Source organism: Nocardia sp. NPDC102475 (assembly GCF_055584605.1).
The window spans coordinates 419,662-437,241 of sequence record NZ_JBVJLS010000002.1; the positions used below are offsets into that span (position 1 = coordinate 419,662).

The following is a 17,580-nucleotide window of genomic DNA, read 5'->3' on the forward strand; positions in this document are numbered from 1 at the left end:
GCGTGCTCCCGCCCGGATGACTCCGGCTGGAAACCACAGCACTCTGGTCTGGTAGTCACCGCCGCCTCAGCAACCTGATGGCTCTCGGCTTCGAGCCGAGTCACAAACACAGCGCAAATAAGCGCTGTCGCCGGGCAGCGACTGTCCAAGATTACAGGACGGGTACCACCCCGACCAAACCGGTGCCCGCGAAAGGCAGGACCCCCGTCGCGGAATGCGGCGGGGGTCCCAGGTTTTCGATCCGATCGTGGCAATCAGTTCGCGTCGTCCACCGGCGGTCCGGCGGGACGACCGACGGCCCGGCGCCGCGGCTTGCGCGACGGCACCACAACCGGCGCATCCGCCGTGTAGTCCACGACGGGCCCTACCGCCCCCTGATCCGCCGTCGGCAGCACGAAGACGGCCCCGGCGCTGTCGGCGGCTGGCGCGGCGGCCGAACGCGCGACGCGACGTCTGCGGCCGGTCGAACGGGGTGCCGCGGATTCGGGCACACCGTTGGAGGACGCCGCGACCGGCTCTACCGCGGGCTCAGCGGGTTCATCCGCCGCGGGCGTCGAAGCTGCGGCAGCGACCGGCGCGACAGCCTCCTCGGCCACCACGTCCGCCTCCGCGGTTACGGCTTCCGCGACTTCCTCGGCTACCGCCTCCGCAGCTTCCTCGGCGAGCGCCGCGACCGACTCGGAGACAACGAGTTCCTCGACCGGAGCCTCGTCGCTCGCGGCGACTACATCCGCAACGGCTTGCGCCACCGCGACGTCCTCGAGTTCCGCGACATCCTCCGCGTGCACTTCCTCCGGCTGATGCGCCGCCATCGCCAACGCCACCGGATGTGCCCGCTTGACCGCGATCTCCGCCTCGTCTTCGACAGCATGCGCGGTGCCATTGGCTGCCGCGGCGGGCGCACTCACCACCGCACCCTTGTCCCGGCCACGCCGCCGCCGCGATCCGGTCTCCCGGCCACCGCGCGTGCTGTCCTCGGCACCGGTGAGCTCCACCGGATAGGTGTGCACGACGATGCCCCGACCATGGCAGTGCTCGCAGTTCGTCGAGAACGCCTCGACCAGACCGGTGCCGAGCTTCTTGCGGGTCATCTGCACCAGGCCGAGCGAGGTCACCTCGGAGACCTGATGGCGGGTGCGGTCGCGGCCCAATGCCTCGGTCAGCCTGCGCAGCACCAGATCCCGGTTCGACTCCAGCACCATATCGATGAAGTCGACGACGATCATGCCGCCGATATCGCGCAGCCGCATCTGGCGCACGATCTCCTCGGCCGCCTCCAGGTTGTTCCTGGTGACCGTCTCTTCCAGATTGCTGCCACCCGCACCGGTGAACTTGCCGGTATTGACGTCGATGACGGTCATCGCCTCGGTCCGGTCGATCACCAGGGTGCCGCCGGAGGGCAGCCATACCTTGCGATCGAGCGCCTTGGCGAGCTGTTCATCGATCCGATAGGTCTCGAAGACGTCGACACCGTTGTTCTCGTGCCGGGAGACCCGGGCGAGCATGTCCGGCGCGACCGTGCGGATGTAGTTCTCGACGGTGCTCCAGGACCGCTCACCCTCGATAACCAGCTTGGAGAAGTCCTCGTTGAACAGGTCGCGGATGACCTTGACCAACAGGTCCGGCTCTTCGTACAGCGTCTTGGGCGCGCCGTTGTCCTTGGCCTCGGCGGCCTTCTCGATGGTGCGCCAGGTCGCCTGCAGCCGGTCGACGTCGCGGGCCAGTTCGGCCTCGCTGACGCCTTCCGACGCGGTGCGGATGATCACTCCGGCGTCGGCGGGCACGATATCGCGCAGGATCTCCTTGAGCCGCTTGCGCTCGGTATCGGGCAGCTTGCGGCTGATACCGGTGGACGAACCGCCGGGCACGTACACCAGGAAGCGTCCGGCCAGGCTGATCTGGGTGGTCAGCCGAGCGCCCTTATGCCCGACGGGATCCTTGGAGACCTGGACCAGCACCTGATCGCCGGGCTTGAGCGCCTGCTCGATCTTGCGCTCCTTACCGCCGAGACCGGCGGCCTCCCAGTTCACCTCACCGGCGTAGAGCACACCGTTGCGGCCGCGGCCGATGTCGACGAATGCCGCCTCCATCGAGGGCAGCACATTCTGCACCTTGCCGAGGTAGACATTGCCGACCATCGATGCCGAGCCGGTATTGGTGACGAAGTGCTCTACGAGGATGTTGTCCTCGAGCACCGCGACCTGGGTCGCGGTGGGGTGCTCCGGGAAGGTCTTCTCGCGCACGACCATGACCCGGTCCACCGCCTCGCGGCGGGCCAGGAACTCCGATTCGGTCAGGATCGGCGGGCGACGGCGACCGGCCTCGCGACCATCACGCCGACGCTGCCGCTTGGCTTCGAGCCGGGTGGAACCGGTGATGCCCTGCACCTCGTCGACGGTGGCGCGGCTGCGGCTCTTATTGCGCGGCTCACGCTCGTGCACGACGGTATTCGGCGGATCGTCATCGGAGACGCCCTCGCTATCGGCGCCATCCCCTGCCACCTTGCGGCGACGACGGCGACGGCGACGGCGGCTCGAACCCTCCGGCACACCGGATTCGTCGTCCTCGGTCTCGGTGTCGTCGCCGGGCTCGGCTTCGGCCTCGCTCTTGACCGCGGCCTGCTCGTCCTCGGCACCCTCGTCCGTGGCTTCGTCGTCGCCCTCGGATTCGGCGTCGGCGTGCTGCTCACCCCGGCCACGACCCCGGCCACGACGGCCCCGCCGACGACGACGCGGCTGGTCCGCCTCGCCCTGCTGTTCGGTCGACTCGTCCTCGGTGGTTTCGGGCTCTTCCTCGACGGTCTCGACCGTGGATTCCTCGGCACGACGGCTGTCGCGCTCGGCCCGACGCTGCCGACGCGGCTCCTCGACGGTTTCGACCGCGGGCTCCTCGGCACGACGGCTGTCGCGCTCGGCCCGACGCTGCCGACGCGGCTCCTCGACGGTTTCGACGGCGGGCTCCTCGGCACGACGACTGTCGCGCTCGGCCCGACGCTGCCGACGCGCCTCCTCGGCGGCCGCGGCGTCCGGCGGTAGGAACAGCGGCGCGGCGACCGAGGCTGCGGCCTCGAAGACGGCCGGTGTCGCTACATGCGGCTCTTGCGGAACCGAATGGGTGAACAACTGCACCGACGGCTGATGCGCCGCAGGCTGCTCCCCCGATGGCAGCGATTCGGACTGGTCGATCGCCTGATCCGGTGCGGAAAAAATGGGCCCCGACTCGCGCTTGGCCGCAACCGGCTCCGGCGCAACCGGCTCGGGCTCGGCCGCAACCGGCTCTTGCGCGGCGGTCTCGGGCGCCTCGGGTTCGACGACCTCCGATTCCACCGTGCCGAACGCATCGCGGACAGATTCCGCTACCGCTCGATCGACATTCGATTGCGCACTACGTGCGTCGGCACCCAACTCGGCGAGCTTGGCCAGAATACGTTTGCTGGTTACCCCCAGCCGCTTGGCAAGCGCGTGAACTCGGATTCGCTCCGGCAATTGTTCGGCATCCTGTGATGTTGTTGTCAGCGGCTCTTGATCGGCCACGAAGTCTCCTCGGGTCCCCGGGCGCGTCCCTCCTGGCAGGAGTGACGCGGCCGACGCGGGGGCACTGTCCGTTCACCTCACGCGGTTGGCGCGAGGTCAAGTGGTCTCGCCCCGCGTGTCCGGTTAACACCCATGGTTTTCGTCGGTCGGGCTAACTGGTCACGCGGCGCCTGGCTGTTGGCTGAACTCCACGGCGCGAGCGCTCATCCAGCGTGCCGACGCGAACCTCCGGCCCCAGCAACGGGCCAGTTGTTCGTAGCAGCGATGATCGGCATCGAACCGCAGTGTCATCCGGTTACCGTCCGGCACCGATCGTCCGCGTACCTGCGCGAACAGTCGGTACCGTCAGTAACCACTGCCAGTATCCCACATAGTGCGGCGACGTCTCTCCATCGCCGCACGACTTAGCCTCGCTGGCGCTCGGCTACGTCCTGCGGCGACACCGGCTGTGCTGCCTGTTCGCGCAGCTCACGCCTCGAGGCCCTAGATCAGGCCGGGAACTCGGGAAACCAGAGCGCGATTTCCCGCTTGGCCGATTCCGGCGAATCGGAGCCGTGCACCAGGTTCTCCTGGGTCTCCAGCGCGAGGTCGCCGCGAATGCTGCCGGGGACGGCCTTCTCGACCGGATCGGTGCCGCCGGCGATCTGACGGAACGCCGCAATGGCGCGCGGACCCTCCAGGATGGCCGCGACGACCGGCCCGGAGGTGATGAACTCGATCAAGGAACCGAAGAACGGCTTCTCGGCATGTTCGGCGTAGTGGCCACGCGCCAACTCGTCGGATACCTGCTTCAGCTCCAGGGCAGCGATCTTCAGCCCCTTGCGCTCGATCCGGGCCAGCACCTCACCGACGAGGCCACGGGCCACACCGTCGGGCTTGATGAGTACCAACGTCTGCTCAGTCACGGCGCACAGCCTAGTAGGCGATACCCCCGGTTACCGAACCGGCGGCTACGAAGAGCCCTGGATGCTGACCCTTTCGAGCGACCTGCAAGCAGTCGCTAGCGCTGACTTGGCAGCAGGCCGAGTTCCATCCGGCGCTTGACGTCGGCGCGCAACACCAGGATGAAGCCCCAGACGACGGCGAAGAAGACCCCCATGACGCCGATGGAGACGTGCACGAAGACGCCGAGGATCAGCAGGACCTGCAGGCCCAGATTGAACGGGATGGCCCATGGGCGGCGTTGCAGTCCGGCGCCGAGGATCATCACCAGCGCGAGGACGACCAGGTAGCTGCCGGAGAACCAGCCGATACCGCCGCCGACGGATCCGACCACCGGCAACGCGAGCAGCACCGTGATCGCCTCGAGGATCAGCGTGCCCGCCATGACGCCGCGCAGACCCTTCCACGGGTCTGTGGCGGGCGGGGGGACCTGCGGCTCGCCGTCGGCCCGCTCGGGCTCGGCGGCGTCGCCGGTCGACTCGGTCACACTGTCTCCTTCTCGGCATTCGCGGGCCGCACGTGCTTAAGCATGCTGCCGTATCCGAACCGCACAACTCATGCTGTGTTCATTGCGGCATTCGCGGGGCCATCCGTGGTTACGCACGCTGCCTCCTCCGGGCCTGACGCTCATGCCGGGTCCTTCCCGAACAGGGCGCGCGCCGCACCGGCAGTGACCACGGATCCGGTTACCACGACGCCCGCACCGGAAACCATCTCGCCCGCATCGCCGACCTCTTCGGCGATGGCAATGGCCGTTTCCAGGGCATCGGGCAGGGTCTCGGCGGTGACCACTCGTTCGTCACCGAAGCGCTGCACCGCAAGGTCGGCGAGGCGTTCGACATCCATGGCGCGCGGCGAACCATTGTTGGTGACGACGATCTCGTCGAATACCGGCTCCAGCGCGTCCAGCATGCCCGCCACGTCCTTGTCGCCGAGCACCGCGACGACGCCGACCAGCTTGCGGAAGTCGAACTCGGAGGTCAGCGTCGCGGCCAGCGCCCGCGCGCCCGCCGGATTGTGCGCGGCGTCGATGAAGATGGTCGGGGCATTGCGCATGCGCTCCAGCCGGCCGGGGCTGGTGACACTCGCGAAGCCCGCACGCACGGCCTCGATATCGAGCTGCCGATCCGCACCGGCACCGAAGAACGCCTCGACCGCGGCCAGCGCGAGCACCGCATTGCGGGCCTGGTGCTCACCGTGCAGCGGCAGGAAGATCTCGTCGTAAATCCCGCCGAGGCCCTGCAATTCGAGCTGCTGGCCGCCGACCGCGATCTGGCGGGCCAGCACCCGGAACTCCGAACCCTCGCGCGCCACCGCGGCATCGACCTCGACGGCCCGGCGCAGCAGCACATCCATGGCCTCGGGTTCCTGTTCGGCGATGACGGCGACGGTATCGCGCGGCACCAGGCTCTCCGGGGCGCGTTTGATGATCCCCGCCTTCTCCCCCGCGATGGACGCGAGATCGTCGCCGAGGAAGTCGGTGTGGTCCAGCCCGATCGGGGTGATCACCGCGACCTGTCCATCGATGACATTGGTCGCGTCCCAACGGCCGCCCATGCCGGTCTCGACGACGGCGACATCCACCGGCGCCTCCGCGAAGGCGGCATAGGCCATACCGGTGAGCACCTCGAACTTGCTCATGGCCGGACCGTCGGCGGCGGCGGACTGCTTATCGATCATTTCGATATAGGGCAGCAGTCCGCGGTAGGTCTCCACGTACTCGGCCGGGGTGATCGGCGCGTTGTCGATGCTGATCCGCTCGGTGGCCAGCTGCAGATGCGGACTGGTGATCCGGCCGGTGCGCCGGTGCAGCGCGGTCAGCAGCGCATCGATCATCCGGGTCACCGAGGTCTTGCCATTGGTGCCCGCGATATGGATGGCCGGATAGTTCTGCTGGGGTGAGCCGAGCAGATCCATCAGCGTCGCGATGCGGGCGAGCGAGGGCTCGATCTTGGTCTCCGGCCAGCGCCGATCCAACTCCGCCTCGACCAACGCCATTTCGGCCAGATCCACCGGGGACGGTCCCGAGCCGAGCCGCCGCTTCGGGTGCTCGTCGTCGGCGTACTGGGGTTCCGGTTCGGCGTTCATTTGCCGCTCAATTCCGCGAGCCGGGCGCCGATCCGCGTGACCTCGCCCTCGGCGACATCGCGACGTCCCTTGATCTTGTCGACCACCTGATCCGGCGCCTTGGCCAGGAACGCCTCGTTACCGAGTTTGGCTGTGGTGGTAGCCAATTCCTTCTCGGCCGCGGCGAGGTCCTTCTCCAGGCGCCGGCGTTCGGCTTCGAGGTCGACCGCGCCGGAGGTGTCGAGCTCGACGGTCACGGTGGACCCGCTCAGGCGCACCTCGACCGAGGCGGTCGCGGCGAATTCGGCACCGGGCTCGGTGAGCCTGGCCAGGTTGGTCACCGAATCGTGCAGTTCGGTGAGGCCCGCGTTGTCCAGGCCTATCAGCTTGGCTGCCACCTTCTGTTTATCGGCCAGCCCCTGATCGCTGCGGAAGCGACGGATCTCGGTGATCAGGCGCTGCACATCCGAAACCCGTTGTGCGGCAATCGCATCCGTGGCCACACCGGTGGCCTCCGGCCAGGTGGCGACGACGACGGATTCGCCGCCGGTCAGCGCCAGCCACAGCGATTCGGTGACGAACGGGATGACCGGATGCAGCAGCCGCAGCACCGCGTCGAGCACATTGCCGAGCACGATGCTGGTCGACTCGGCGCGCGAACCACCGGCGGCGAACTGCACCTTGGACAGTTCCAGATACCAGTCGCACAGCTCGTCCCAGGCGAAGTGGTACAGCGCCTCGCACGCCTTGCCGAATTCGTAGGCGTCGAAGGCCGAATCCACCTCGGCGCGAACCTGTTCGAGCCGATCGATGATCCAGCGGTCGGCGTCGGTGAGTTCGGAACGATCGGGGATCGCGCCAGGCTGCGCGCCGTTCATGAGCGCGAACTTGGTGGCGTTGAACAGCTTCGTCACGAAGCTGCGCGAGGCGAGGGCATGCGATTCGCCGACCGAGAGGTCGCCGCCGGGCTGTGCACCGCGCGCCAGCGTGAAGCGCAGCGCGTCAGCGCCGTAGGAGTTGATCCAGTCCAGCGGGTCGATGCCGTTGCCGCGCGACTTGGACATCTTCTTGCCGTACTGATCGCGAATCAGGCCGTGCAGGAACACATCCTTGAACGGCACCTGCTTCGCGCCGCCCTTGCCCGCGGTGAGCACGTGATCGTCGGAGACGAAGGTGCCGAACATCATCATCCGGGCCACCCAGAAGAACAGGATGTCGTAGCCGGTGACGAGAACGCTTGTCGGATAGAACTTCTGGAGCTCCTCGGTGGAATCGGGCCAGCCCATGGTGGAGAAGGGCCACAGGCCGGAGGAGAACCAGGTGTCGAGCACATCCGGGTCCTGCACCCAGCCTTCGGGGGCGGTCTCGTCCGGACCGACGCAGACCACCTCGCCGTCGGGGCCGTACCAGATCGGGATGCGGTGGCCCCACCACAGCTGCCGCGAGATGCACCAGTCGTGCATGTTGTCGACCCATTCGAACCAGCGCGGTTCCTGGCTGGTCGGGTGAATCACGGTGTCGCCGTTGCGAACCGCGTCACCGGCGGCCTTGGCCAGCGACTCCACCTTGACCCACCACTGCATCGAAAGGCGCGGTTCGATCGCCTCGCCGCTGCGCTCGGAATGTCCGACGCTGTGCAGATACGGCCGCTTCTCGGCGGCGATCCGGCCCTCGGACGCGAGCCGCTCGCGCACCTTGACCCGCGCTTCGAACCGGTCCATGCCGTCGAATTCGGTTCCGGTGCCGGTAATCCGGGCGCGCTCGTCCATGATGCTCGGCATGGGCAGGTTGTGCCGCAGGCCCATCTCGAAGTCGTTGGGGTCGTGCGCTGGGGTGATCTTCACTGCGCCGGTACCGAATTCAGGATCGACGTAGTCGTCGGCGATGATCGGGATCTGGCGTCCGGTGATCGGATGTTCGAGGGTGCTGCCGATCAGATCCTTGTAGCGCGGATCCTCCGGATGCACCGCAACCGCGGTATCGCCGAGCATGGTCTCCACCCGGGTGGTGGCCACGATCACATGCGGCTCATCGTCTTTCAGCGAGCCGTAGCGCAGCGAAACCAGCTCGCCCTCGACATCCTCGAATTTGACCTCGATATCGGAGATGGCGGTGCGCAGTTCCGGCGACCAATTGACCAGACGCTCGGCCCGGTAGATCAAGCCCGCGTCGTATAGGCGCTTGAAGATGGTCTGCACGGCCCGCGAGAGTCCGTCGTCCATGGTGAAGCGGTCGCGGCTCCAATCGACGCCGTCGCCGAGCGCGCGCATCTGCCACTGGATCTGTCCGCCGGATTCGCGCTTCCAGTCCCAGACCTTGTCGATGAACAGTTCGCGGCCGAAGTCTTCCTTGGTCTTGCCGTCGACCGCGAGCTGCTTCTCCACGATGGTCTGGGTGGCGATGCCCGCGTGGTCCATGCCCGGCAGCCACAGCACCTCGTAACCCTGCATGCGCTTGCGGCGCGAGAGGGTGTCCATCAGGGTGTGGTCGAGCGCGTGGCCCATGTGCAGGCTGCCGGTGACGTTCGGCGGGGGCAGCACGATCGAGTAACCGGGCTTGTCACTGGCGGGGTCGGCGGCGAAGTAACCAGCCGCTACCCAGCGCTCGTACATTTCGGCCTCCACCTCGCTGGGAACCCAGCTCTTGGGGAGGGCATCGGCACGATTACGCGGGTTGTCAGGGGCTGCGCTGGTCACCCAGGCATTCTAGTGGGATGCCCGCTGAGCTCATAAAAGGGCCGGGGCATAAAAGCGGCGGAGTCTTCGGTGGATGAGGGACACCGAAGACTCCGCCTACACCCGGAGAGCTTACCGCCGAAACCGGCCCGAGCCCCGAATCCACAACTAATTCTCAGCTTCTTGACGAGTTCATTACGCGGTCACCGGAACGGCACTTTCTCCGCCCCTGACGGCGCGTCTTATGCCCAGACACCCTGGACCCCGCACCGACTGGAAGGGCAGTGACAACCCGGCTGTGCTTGTGCGCGAGTAGGGCTCCGCAGTGGGGTGACCCGTGGGCGCGACGGACGGTACCCCACCTCTTGAAATAGCCGGCAAGAATCAGGGTTTTCCCGGTTGCCTGATCGAATCGGGCTGGGGAGCCTGGAAGAGGTGAACCCTCCGCTTGATTCGCCTTATCCCGGTTCGCAACCGCGACTCCCCGTATCCGTGTCGTAACACCGGATTCCGTGCGCGATCTGCGCGGCCGCACGATCGAGGAACTGCGGTATCCAGCGAGGACGGCACTGCTCGTGGCCGGGATTCCGGGGGCGGGCAAGAGTACGGCGTTGCGATTGTTGTTCGGCGCGCAGGCCGATGCCGAGGAGCCGCCGCGCGGCCCCGCGGGCACGGTGGTGCTCGATTCGCACCATTCCCGAAATCGATGGCGGCACAAGCTCGGTCGGCTCCCGTATCCGCTGTGGCGGCCGGTGGTACATGTGGCGCACTACGCCGGAATCCGGGCCGCGCTGCGGGACGGTGCCGGACCGGTGGTGATCCACGATTGCGCCACCTTCGGCTGGGCCAGACGAATGATCGGCCGCTGGGCGAGACGCTACGGCCGGGAATTACACGTGATCCTGCTCGATGTACCCGCCGGTGTCGCGCGCGCCGGTCAGCACGCCCGCGGACGCCGGATCAATCCGGTCTTCTTCACCCTGCACTGCCGACGCTGGGATCGCCTCATCCGCGCTGTCGACTCCGGTCGTCCACCTCCGCCCGCGCCGGTGTCGGCGGTCGTCCTCGACCGGACCGCCATCGACCACCTGGGCCGGGTCAGTTTCGCGGCTTGACCAGTAGCAATCATGGAACCAGCACGGTAAGCGCGCCGGGAACCGCGCGGAGCGAGACGGGCAGAGTGCCTGCCGGTTCGCCGTCTGCGGTGGCGGGAGCGCCGGGAGCGGTCAGCGTCACCTGAGCGACGCGATACTGCTTGGACTCCGGGTGATCGATCCGTTTACCCGCCGACAGAGCGGGCAGCAGGCGCAGCATATCCAGGCGCGAAACCGCGCCTACGACAGTCAGATCAAGGAGCCCGTCGTCCATGACCGCGTCCGGGCAGACCCGCATGCCGCCGCCGTAGGTGCGGGTATTGCCGATGGCGACCATGACGGCGTCGGTCTCGATGACGGTGTCGGCGTCGGGATTGTCGAGTGCACCGGGCACGACGCCGGACAGCTCGATTCGGTACGGCACGGTGAAGCGGCCGAATATCTCGGCCAGTGCGGCGAAGGTGTAGCGCAGCGGGCCCTTGGGCCAGCGCATATCGTTGGCGCGCAAAGTGACTCGCGCATCGAAGCCGGTTCCGGTGACGGTGGCGAACCACTTGGGGGTGAATCCGGGCGCGGGCGATTCGATGCGGCCGAGGTCGATGGTGCGGGTGCGACCGCCGAGGATCAGGTCCGCGGCCGCGACGGGATCGTTGGTGGGCACGCCGATTTCGCGCGCGAGATCGTTGCCGGTGCCCGCGGGGACCAAACCGAGCGGCATGCCCGTCTGCGCGATGGCTTCCAGTACGACGTTCATCAACCCGTCACCGCCGATGCAGACCACCGCGTCCGGCTTGGCGCTTCCGGTGATCGAATCCCGCACCTGACGTACGGATTCGGCGGCCGAGGGTGCGCGCACCTCGGTGACCTCGACCCCCTCTGCGGCGAAGCGCGCCAGCGCAGCCGTGGCCACCTCATGCCCTCTGCCGACACCGGACTGCGGGTTGGTCACCACGGTGACCGCACGCACCGGGCGCGAATCCTGTGTCACGGGACCAGCTTTCCAGGGTTGAGGATGCCCGCCGGGTCCAACTCCCGCTTCACCGCGCGCAGCACGCGCACGCCCAGATCGCCGATCTCGTCCGGAATCCATGGGCGGTGGTCGGTGCCGACGGCGTGATGGTGGGTGATGGTGCCGCCCGCGGCCACGATCGCGTCACCGACCGCGCGTTTCGCGATGTGCCACTGGGCGATCGGATCGTCCAACTGCTTGGCGATGACGGTGAAATACAACGAAGCCCCGGTCGGATAGGTGTGCGAAATGTGGCACATCACCAGCGGCGGGGTGCCCTGCTCGGCAAGCGAATCCGTCAGCGCCGCGGTCACCTTTGCCTTGAGCTCGGCCAGATTCGACCAGGTGGTCGCGGTTTCCACGGTTTCGCACAGCATGCCGAGATCGAGCAGCGCATCGCGCATATAGGGCGCGGCGAAACGCCCGTGCTCCCACTCCTCGGCCGGGGTCTTTCCCAGCGCATTCCCGCCCGCCGCCGCGAGCAATGCGCCCGCCTCGGCGCTGCGGGCCGCGACATGTGCCTCGGTGCCTTCGAAGGTGGTGATGGCCAGACAACCGGCCACCGCCTCGCCGCCGATATCGGCGGAGCGCGCCAGGTTGACACCGGTCTCGACCTCATCGGACAACCGCAGCACCGTGGGCGCGGCGCCCGCCTGCACCACCGAACGCAGTGCGGCAGCGCCGGTTTCGAAGTCCGGAAACGACCACGCCTGGTATTCGATGGTCTCCGGCATCGGATGCACCCGCAGCGTGACCTCCGTGATCACACCGAGCGCACCCTCCGACCCGACGAACAGTTCACGCAGGTCCGGGCCCGCGGCGGAGGCGGGTGCGCGGCCGAGTTCGATGGTGCCGCTGGGAGTTGCGATCTTCAGGTGCTGGACCATGTCGTCGAAGCGGCCATAGCCCGCCGATGCCTGACCGGAGGACCGGGTTGCGGCGAATCCGCCGATGCTGGCGAATTCGAAGCTCTGTGGGAAATGGCCGAGCGAAAGTCCATGGGCGGCAAGTAGTTCCTCGGCCGCGGGGCCGGTGAGTCCCGCGCCGAGGGTGGCGGTGCCGCTGACCGGGTCGATCTCCGAAATACCGTCCAGGCGGCGCAGATCCAGCGCGATCACTGTGTCGAAGCGACCGCGGACCGGATCGACGCCGCCCACCACGCTGGTACCGCCGCCGAAGGGGACGACCGCGATGGCATTGTCGGCGCAGTAACCGAGCACCGCGAGAACCTGCTCGTGATCGGCGGGGAAGACGACGGCATCCGGAGCGTCCTGCGGAACGGCGGCGCGACGACGCAGGAGGTCGGGGGTGCTCTTACCGCCCGCGTGCAGCAGACGATCGTAGTGGTCGACCGAAATGCTGCCCACGCCGACCACCGCGACCAACCCGTCCCGTTGAGCCGGCGTCAGTGTCGACTCGCGTAGCGGCACATCGCCCTCATCGCGGCGCGCCACCGGGTCACCGGACACTCCGAATACCTGCGTCAACAGGTTCCGAATCGAAGCCGAAAGCGGCTTGTGTCCGGCGGGGATGCCCCAGGCGTCCCAAACCATACTCGCCGCGTACGTCGGCGCGCCCGGGTTTGCGGCGGGCGCCCCGGTCCCGGACGATCCGATTTCGTCGGTGTGCTGTTGCGTCTCGACCATGCGTTACAGTTTGACATAGACTGTCAAGCAGTAACGATCAGACATGGTGGTGATACTCGATGACCTCCGCAGCGTCCGCCCCCGATGACGCGCTCTCGGCGACCGATCTCGCGATCCTCGACGCGGCCAGGGCCTGCGTCGAAGAGTTCGGGGTGCGCCGCACCACACTCACCGAGGTGGCCCGCCGCGCCGGCGTCAGCAGGCCCACCGTCTACCGGCGCTGGCCCGATACCGGATCGCTGGTGGCCGAACTGCTGGTGCGCGAACTGCGCGCGATCGTCGCCGACACCATGCCGGCCGCGGGCGATGCGCGCACCAGGCTGGTCGAGGGCGTGGTCGCGGGTGCGGCGACGATTCGCTCGAATCCATTGTTCGGCAAGATCTTTCGCACCGATACCGATCTGATGCTGACCTATGTCTTCGGCCGCCTCGGCCGCAACCAGCGCGCGCTGATCGAGCTGTTCAGTGCGGGCATCCGGGAAGGCCACCGAGACGGCACGATTCGCGCGGGTGATCCGGAACAGATGGCGACAATGCTGCTGCTCATCGCGCAATCGGCGGTGCAATCGGCCGGTACGGTCGCACCGCTGCTGGCCGGGCCGGCGCTCGATACCGAATTGACCCGTGCGATCGACGGCTACCTGGCTCCCGTCGAGAAGGCGCGATGACCTCCGTACGCCATCGAAAAGGATTGTAATGACCGCGAATTCGGCTGATGCCCACGGCAATTCCGCGCTGAATGCCGGACGCCGCAACCGTGAGCTGCAGCTCCTCGGCGACGGTGGCGAAATCGATGTGCTGATAATCGGCGGCGGCGTGACCGGCACCGGTGCGGCGCTCGATGCCACCGCACGCGGGCTGCGCACCGTGCTGGTGGAGCGGCACGATCTGGCGTTCGGCACGAGCCGGTGGAGTTCGAAGCTGGTGCACGGCGGACTCCGGTATCTGGCCAGCGGGCAGGTCGGCATCGCACACGAAAGTGCGGTCGAGCGTGGGATTCTGATCACCACCACCGCACCACATCTCGTTCGCCCCCTGCCGCAGCTGGTGCCGCTGCTTCCGGAAATCGGTATCGCACAACGGACTCTGATTCGCGCGGGCTTCGTCGCCGGGGATGTACTGCGCCGCAGTGCGGGCACTTCGCCTGCGACACTGCCGCGTTCGCGTCGGGTCGCCACCGCCGAGGCGCTGCGGTTGGCGCCGACCGTGCGTCGCGACGGGTTGCGTGGCGGCCTGCAGGCTTGGGATGGACAGTTGGTGGACGATGCGCGGTTGGTAGTGGCGCTGGCTCGTACCGCGGCGGCACAGGGCGCGACGGTCCTTACCCGCGTGGAAGCCCTTGATGTGACCGGAGATTCGGCCACCCTGCGCGACACCCTGACCGGCGACACCATGTCCGTCCGGACGCGCACCGTCATCAATGCCACCGGCGTCTGGGCCGACCAAGTCGACCCGAGCATCGAACTCCGTCCGAGTCGCGGCACCCACCTGGTCTTCGACGCCGAATCATTCGGCGGTCTGACCGCCTCGCTGACCGTCCCCGTACCCGGCAGCACCAGCCGCTTCGTCTTCGCCTTCCCCGCCGCGCACGGCCGGATCTACGTCGGTCTCACCGATGAGGACGCCCCCGGTCCGGTCCCCGACGAGCCGAAGCCCACCGAAGCGGAAATCGATTTCCTTCTCGACACCATCAACACCGCTCTCCGAGAACCGTTGGTCCGCAAGGATATTCGCGGAACCTACGCCGGACTGCGCCCGCTACTGAAGACATCCGCCAACAGCACCGCCGATATCTCCCGCCGGCACGCGGTCCTGCACTCCCCCACCGGCGTCGTCACCATTGTCGGAGGCAAACTCACCACCTACCGCCAGATGGCCGAGGACGCCGTCGACGCGGCCATCGCGCACGGCAACCTCACCGCTGGGCCGTGCCGAACCAAGCGACTTCCGTTGGTCGGCGCGGTCTCCGGCGCAGCACGCGACCGCATCAACGCCCCGACCGTGCTGGTCGAGCGCTACGGCAGCGAGTCTGCGGCCGTAGTAGAGCTGGCGGACCGGAATCCCGCCCTCGCCGGCCAGGTCGCGCCCGGCATCGACGTCACCGCAGCCGAATTCGCCTTCGCGATCACTCACGAAGGCGCCCTCGACACCGACGACCTGCTGGACCGCCGCAGCCGGATCGGTCTCGTCCCCGAGGACCGCGCCGCGGCCATGCCCGCGGCGGAGGCCGCCTTCGCGCGGCAGCATTAGCTTCAGTCCAACTGCCAGGCGTCGAGTTCGGCTCGCATGGCGGCGCGCGGCCAGAGGTCGAGGCCGTGCGCGGCCTCGGCGGCACGTATTTCGCGTAGTTCCGCGGTCTCCTCGGCGGCGGTCAGAAAGCGGAAGCCGAGCCGGGCGTAGTACGGGCCGTTCCAGGCGACATCGACGAAGGTGGTCAGCGTGATCGCCTGCATCCCTTGGGCTTTCGCCCAGCGCACGGCATGATCGATGAGCCGTTTGCCGATCCGCTTGCCCGCGTGATCCGGATCCACCGAGACCTGGTCGATGTGGGCGTTACCGTCCACGATTCCGAGGATCAGATAGCCGATCGGGCGGCCCGCGTCATCGGGGTAGATCCAGGCGCGGCCCGCCCGCTGGAAGTCCCGGAGCGTATCCAGTGACGGCGGCTCGTCATCGGCAACGGCCATCATGCCGATGTCGGCGAATGGTTTACCCGCCACACGCTCGATATCTTGCAGTGTCGGCAGGTCGTCCTCGACCGCCGGTCGAATCATCCGCATGGACGATTCTCCCACGACATTCATTCGACCGGAGTCGCCAGGATGCCGTTGACCAGTGCGCGCAGCGCCCAGCGGGACCGATCGTCGCCGCCGCCTGCCAGCATCTGTTCGCGCATGCCGACCAGCGTCGGGTATCGGTCGACGGGGAGTTCGGCGAAGTGCCGGGCGACCTCGGCGACATAGTCCTGCTCGTTGGCGTCCCTGGTGTTGTATGCGCTCTGCTCCACGGCCTGCGCGGAAATGTGCAGGTAGATCAGGTCGACGGCCCAGGAATTGGTCTGCGGGTCCACGCCGCCCTCGGCGAGCAGGGCCAGTAGCCGCTCGACGATCAGCAGGGCATTCGGACTCGTCGGTATCGAGCCGAGCGCGACCAGTGCGAGTCCCTCGTGTTTGGACATCACGTCCACGGTCGTCTCGACCAGTGTCGTGAGGCGGTCGCGCCAGGTGTCGCCGGTCGGCTCGGGCACCATGCCGAGCACGTGGTCGAGCATGGCGGCCATCAGGTCGTCGCGGTTGGCGACATAGACGTAGAGCGAGGCCGCACCGGTATCGAGGTCCTGCGCGACACGGCGCATGGTGAGGGCGGCCAAGCCGTCGCGGTCGAGGATGCGCAGACCGGTTTCGATGATGACGTCACGACTGAGGGGTGCCTTCGCGGGACGGGCCCGGCGGCTGACGGGTGTGGCGCTCATATTCCGGAGCATACGCCTTGACGAACACCGTTTGACACGAACAGTGTTCGTTTCATATGGTTCACCCGCAACTCGCCATGCAGCCGCCTCACGACGGTGCACGTCCGCACGGTCGGCTCAGGTGAGGCGCACGTACTTCGCGATCGTCGCCCCGATCACGCTGATCAGCCGCGCATTGGTGCGACTGCTATCGCGCCACGCTCAGGCCGAACAACAGAACTGCCCCCAAGGACACCTCATGATTCTCATTACCGGAGGCCGCGGCGCGGTCGCCACCAATCTCTCATCCCTGCTACACGCCGACGGCCACGCCGTCCGCGTCGGTTCCCGACGCCCTGAGCAACTTCCCGCAGGATTGCCCGCCGTCGCATGCGACCTGCGTGACCCAGGCACCTTCGCAGCCGCGCTCGACGGCGTCACCTCGGTGTTCCTGTATGCCGAACCCGAGTGCAGCACCGAATTCGTTTCCGCCGCAGCCGAAGCCGGAGTCGATCACATCGTGTTGCTGTCCTCGTCCGCGGTGCTCGATCCGGATGCGAGCACCAATCCGGTCGCAAAGTCCCACCTCGATGCCGAGCTCGGACTCGCCGACGCAGCGATGACCGTCTCCGTGCTGCGTCCCGGCGCTTTCGCGGGCAATGCCCGCGGCTGGTCGTTCGCGATCAAGGCCGACCGCCCGGTCAGCCTCCCCTACCCCGATGCCTACATCGATCCGATCCACGAACTCGACGTCGCCGAGTGCGCCCATGCGCTGCTCACGAAACCGGACCATCGTGGTGGTGTCTATACCCTCACCGGTCCGCAGACCTTGACGTTCACCGCACAGATCGACCTGATCACAAAGGTCACTGGACGCGCCGCGACCATCGCCCACGTCACCCCCGACGCGTGGAAACAGGAGGTGGCCGAATTCATCCCCGCCCACTACGCCGACGGGCTCCTCGACTACTGGCGCCGCTGCGATGGCGTCCCGACCCCGATCACCGACACCGTTACCACCCTCACCGCCCATCCCGCACGGCCCTTCACCACCTGGCTCGAAGACCATGCATCCGAGTTCACCGGCTGAACCTTCCCGGCTGGTGGTGCGCGCCAGATCGATCCAGCACATGGATCAAATCGTGCGCCTTGGTCGTTCGCCG

General features: G+C 67.5%; 13 protein-coding genes. 4 read left to right on the top strand and 9 right to left on the bottom strand.

All coding sequences use genetic code 11. From position 1 onward, the window contains the following. Positions 1-254: 254 nt before the first annotated feature. From ACZ60G_RS05165 to ACZ60G_RS05185, 5 genes are all read right to left on the bottom strand, one after another. Positions 255-3,533, bottom strand: a complete 3,279-nt coding sequence (locus ACZ60G_RS05165; RefSeq protein WP_465807431.1) for a translation initiation factor IF-2 N-terminal domain-containing protein — start codon at positions 3,531-3,533, stop codon at positions 255-257. A gap of 488 nt (positions 3,534-4,021) precedes the next feature. Continuing rightward, positions 4,022-4,438, bottom strand: a complete 417-nt coding sequence (gene ndk / locus ACZ60G_RS05170) for a nucleoside-diphosphate kinase (protein ID WP_327096241.1) — start codon at positions 4,436-4,438, stop codon at positions 4,022-4,024. Positions 4,439-4,533: 95 nt separating this feature from the next. Then, a complete protein-coding gene (locus ACZ60G_RS05175; RefSeq protein WP_465807629.1) occupies positions 4,534-4,860 on the bottom strand; it encodes a DUF4233 domain-containing protein in 327 nt (108 codons plus the stop codon). Between the two features lie 242 nt (positions 4,861-5,102). Further along, positions 5,103-6,563 (bottom strand): bifunctional tetrahydrofolate synthase/dihydrofolate synthase, encoded by a 1,461-nt coding sequence (folC, locus tag ACZ60G_RS05180; RefSeq protein WP_465807432.1) that lies wholly within the window; start codon positions 6,561-6,563, stop codon positions 5,103-5,105. Continuing rightward, positions 6,560-9,238, bottom strand: coding sequence for a valine--tRNA ligase (locus ACZ60G_RS05185; RefSeq protein ID WP_465807433.1), 2,679 nt, complete (start codon positions 9,236-9,238; stop codon positions 6,560-6,562). Before ACZ60G_RS05185 ends, folC begins: the two co-directional genes overlap by 4 nt. A 491-nt stretch (positions 9,239-9,729) precedes the next feature. Between ACZ60G_RS05185 and ACZ60G_RS05190 the strand changes: the two genes are divergently transcribed. Continuing rightward, positions 9,730-10,332: an AAA family ATPase gene (locus ACZ60G_RS05190; protein WP_465807434.1), complete on the top strand. Its 603-nt coding sequence runs from the start codon at positions 9,730-9,732 to the stop codon at positions 10,330-10,332. Between the two features lie 10 nt (positions 10,333-10,342). On the opposite strand, the gene ACZ60G_RS05195 is transcribed toward ACZ60G_RS05190, so the two are convergent. Continuing rightward, positions 10,343-11,299, bottom strand: a complete 957-nt coding sequence (locus ACZ60G_RS05195) for a YegS/Rv2252/BmrU family lipid kinase (protein ID WP_465807435.1) — start codon at positions 11,297-11,299, stop codon at positions 10,343-10,345. Continuing rightward, positions 11,296-12,873 (bottom strand): FAD-binding oxidoreductase, encoded by a 1,578-nt coding sequence (locus tag ACZ60G_RS05200; protein ID WP_465807631.1) that lies wholly within the window; start codon positions 12,871-12,873, stop codon positions 11,296-11,298. Before ACZ60G_RS05200 ends, ACZ60G_RS05195 begins: the two co-directional genes overlap by 4 nt. Positions 12,874-13,025: 152 nt before the next feature. Between ACZ60G_RS05200 and ACZ60G_RS05205 the strand changes: the two genes are divergently transcribed. Together ACZ60G_RS05205 and ACZ60G_RS05210 are read left to right on the top strand one after the other, a co-directional pair. Then, entirely contained in the window at positions 13,026-13,634 is a 609-nt protein-coding gene (locus tag ACZ60G_RS05205) for a TetR/AcrR family transcriptional regulator (RefSeq protein WP_465807437.1), read from the top strand. 28 nt (positions 13,635-13,662) lie between these two features. Beyond that, complete coding sequence (locus ACZ60G_RS05210; RefSeq protein WP_465807439.1) at positions 13,663-15,216, top strand: glycerol-3-phosphate dehydrogenase/oxidase; 1,554 nt, start codon at positions 13,663-13,665, stop codon at positions 15,214-15,216. 2 nt (positions 15,217-15,218) lie between these two features. Here the strand turns inward: ACZ60G_RS05210 and ACZ60G_RS05215 are convergent, their stop codons facing one another. Both ACZ60G_RS05215 and ACZ60G_RS05220 read right to left on the bottom strand, forming a co-directional pair. Then, positions 15,219-15,761 (bottom strand): GNAT family N-acetyltransferase, encoded by a 543-nt coding sequence (locus ACZ60G_RS05215; protein ID WP_465807441.1) that lies wholly within the window; start codon positions 15,759-15,761, stop codon positions 15,219-15,221. Positions 15,762-15,766: 5 nt separating this feature from the next. After that, positions 15,767-16,438 carry a TetR/AcrR family transcriptional regulator gene (locus ACZ60G_RS05220; RefSeq protein WP_465807443.1) on the bottom strand — a complete coding sequence of 224 codons (672 nt, stop codon included), beginning with the start codon at positions 16,436-16,438 and terminating at the stop codon, positions 15,767-15,769. A 121-nt stretch (positions 16,439-16,559) separates the two neighbouring features. Between ACZ60G_RS05220 and ACZ60G_RS05225 the strand changes: the two genes are divergently transcribed. Further along, positions 16,560-17,507: an SDR family oxidoreductase gene (locus ACZ60G_RS05225; protein WP_465807445.1), complete on the top strand. Its 948-nt coding sequence runs from the start codon at positions 16,560-16,562 to the stop codon at positions 17,505-17,507. The last annotated feature ends 73 nt before the right edge of the window (positions 17,508-17,580 follow it).

Excerpts from the sequence above, each read along its gene's own strand:
- ACZ60G_RS05175 (WP_465807629.1), bottom strand. The coding sequence starts at position 4,860 with ATGGCGGGCACGCTGATCCTCGAGGCGATCACGGTGCTGCTCGCGTTG.
- folC (WP_465807432.1), bottom strand. The coding sequence starts at position 6,563 with ATGAACGCCGAACCGGAACCCCAGTACGCCGACGACGAGCACCCGAAG.
- ACZ60G_RS05200 (WP_465807631.1), bottom strand. The coding sequence starts at position 12,873 with ATGGTTTGGGACGCCTGGGGCATCCCCGCCGGACACAAGCCGCTTTCG.
- ACZ60G_RS05205 (WP_465807437.1), top strand. The coding sequence starts at position 13,026 with ATGACCTCCGCAGCGTCCGCCCCCGATGACGCGCTCTCGGCGACCGAT.
- ACZ60G_RS05210 (WP_465807439.1), top strand. The coding sequence starts at position 13,663 with ATGACCGCGAATTCGGCTGATGCCCACGGCAATTCCGCGCTGAATGCC.
- ACZ60G_RS05220 (WP_465807443.1), bottom strand. The coding sequence starts at position 16,438 with ATGAGCGCCACACCCGTCAGCCGCCGGGCCCGTCCCGCGAAGGCACCC.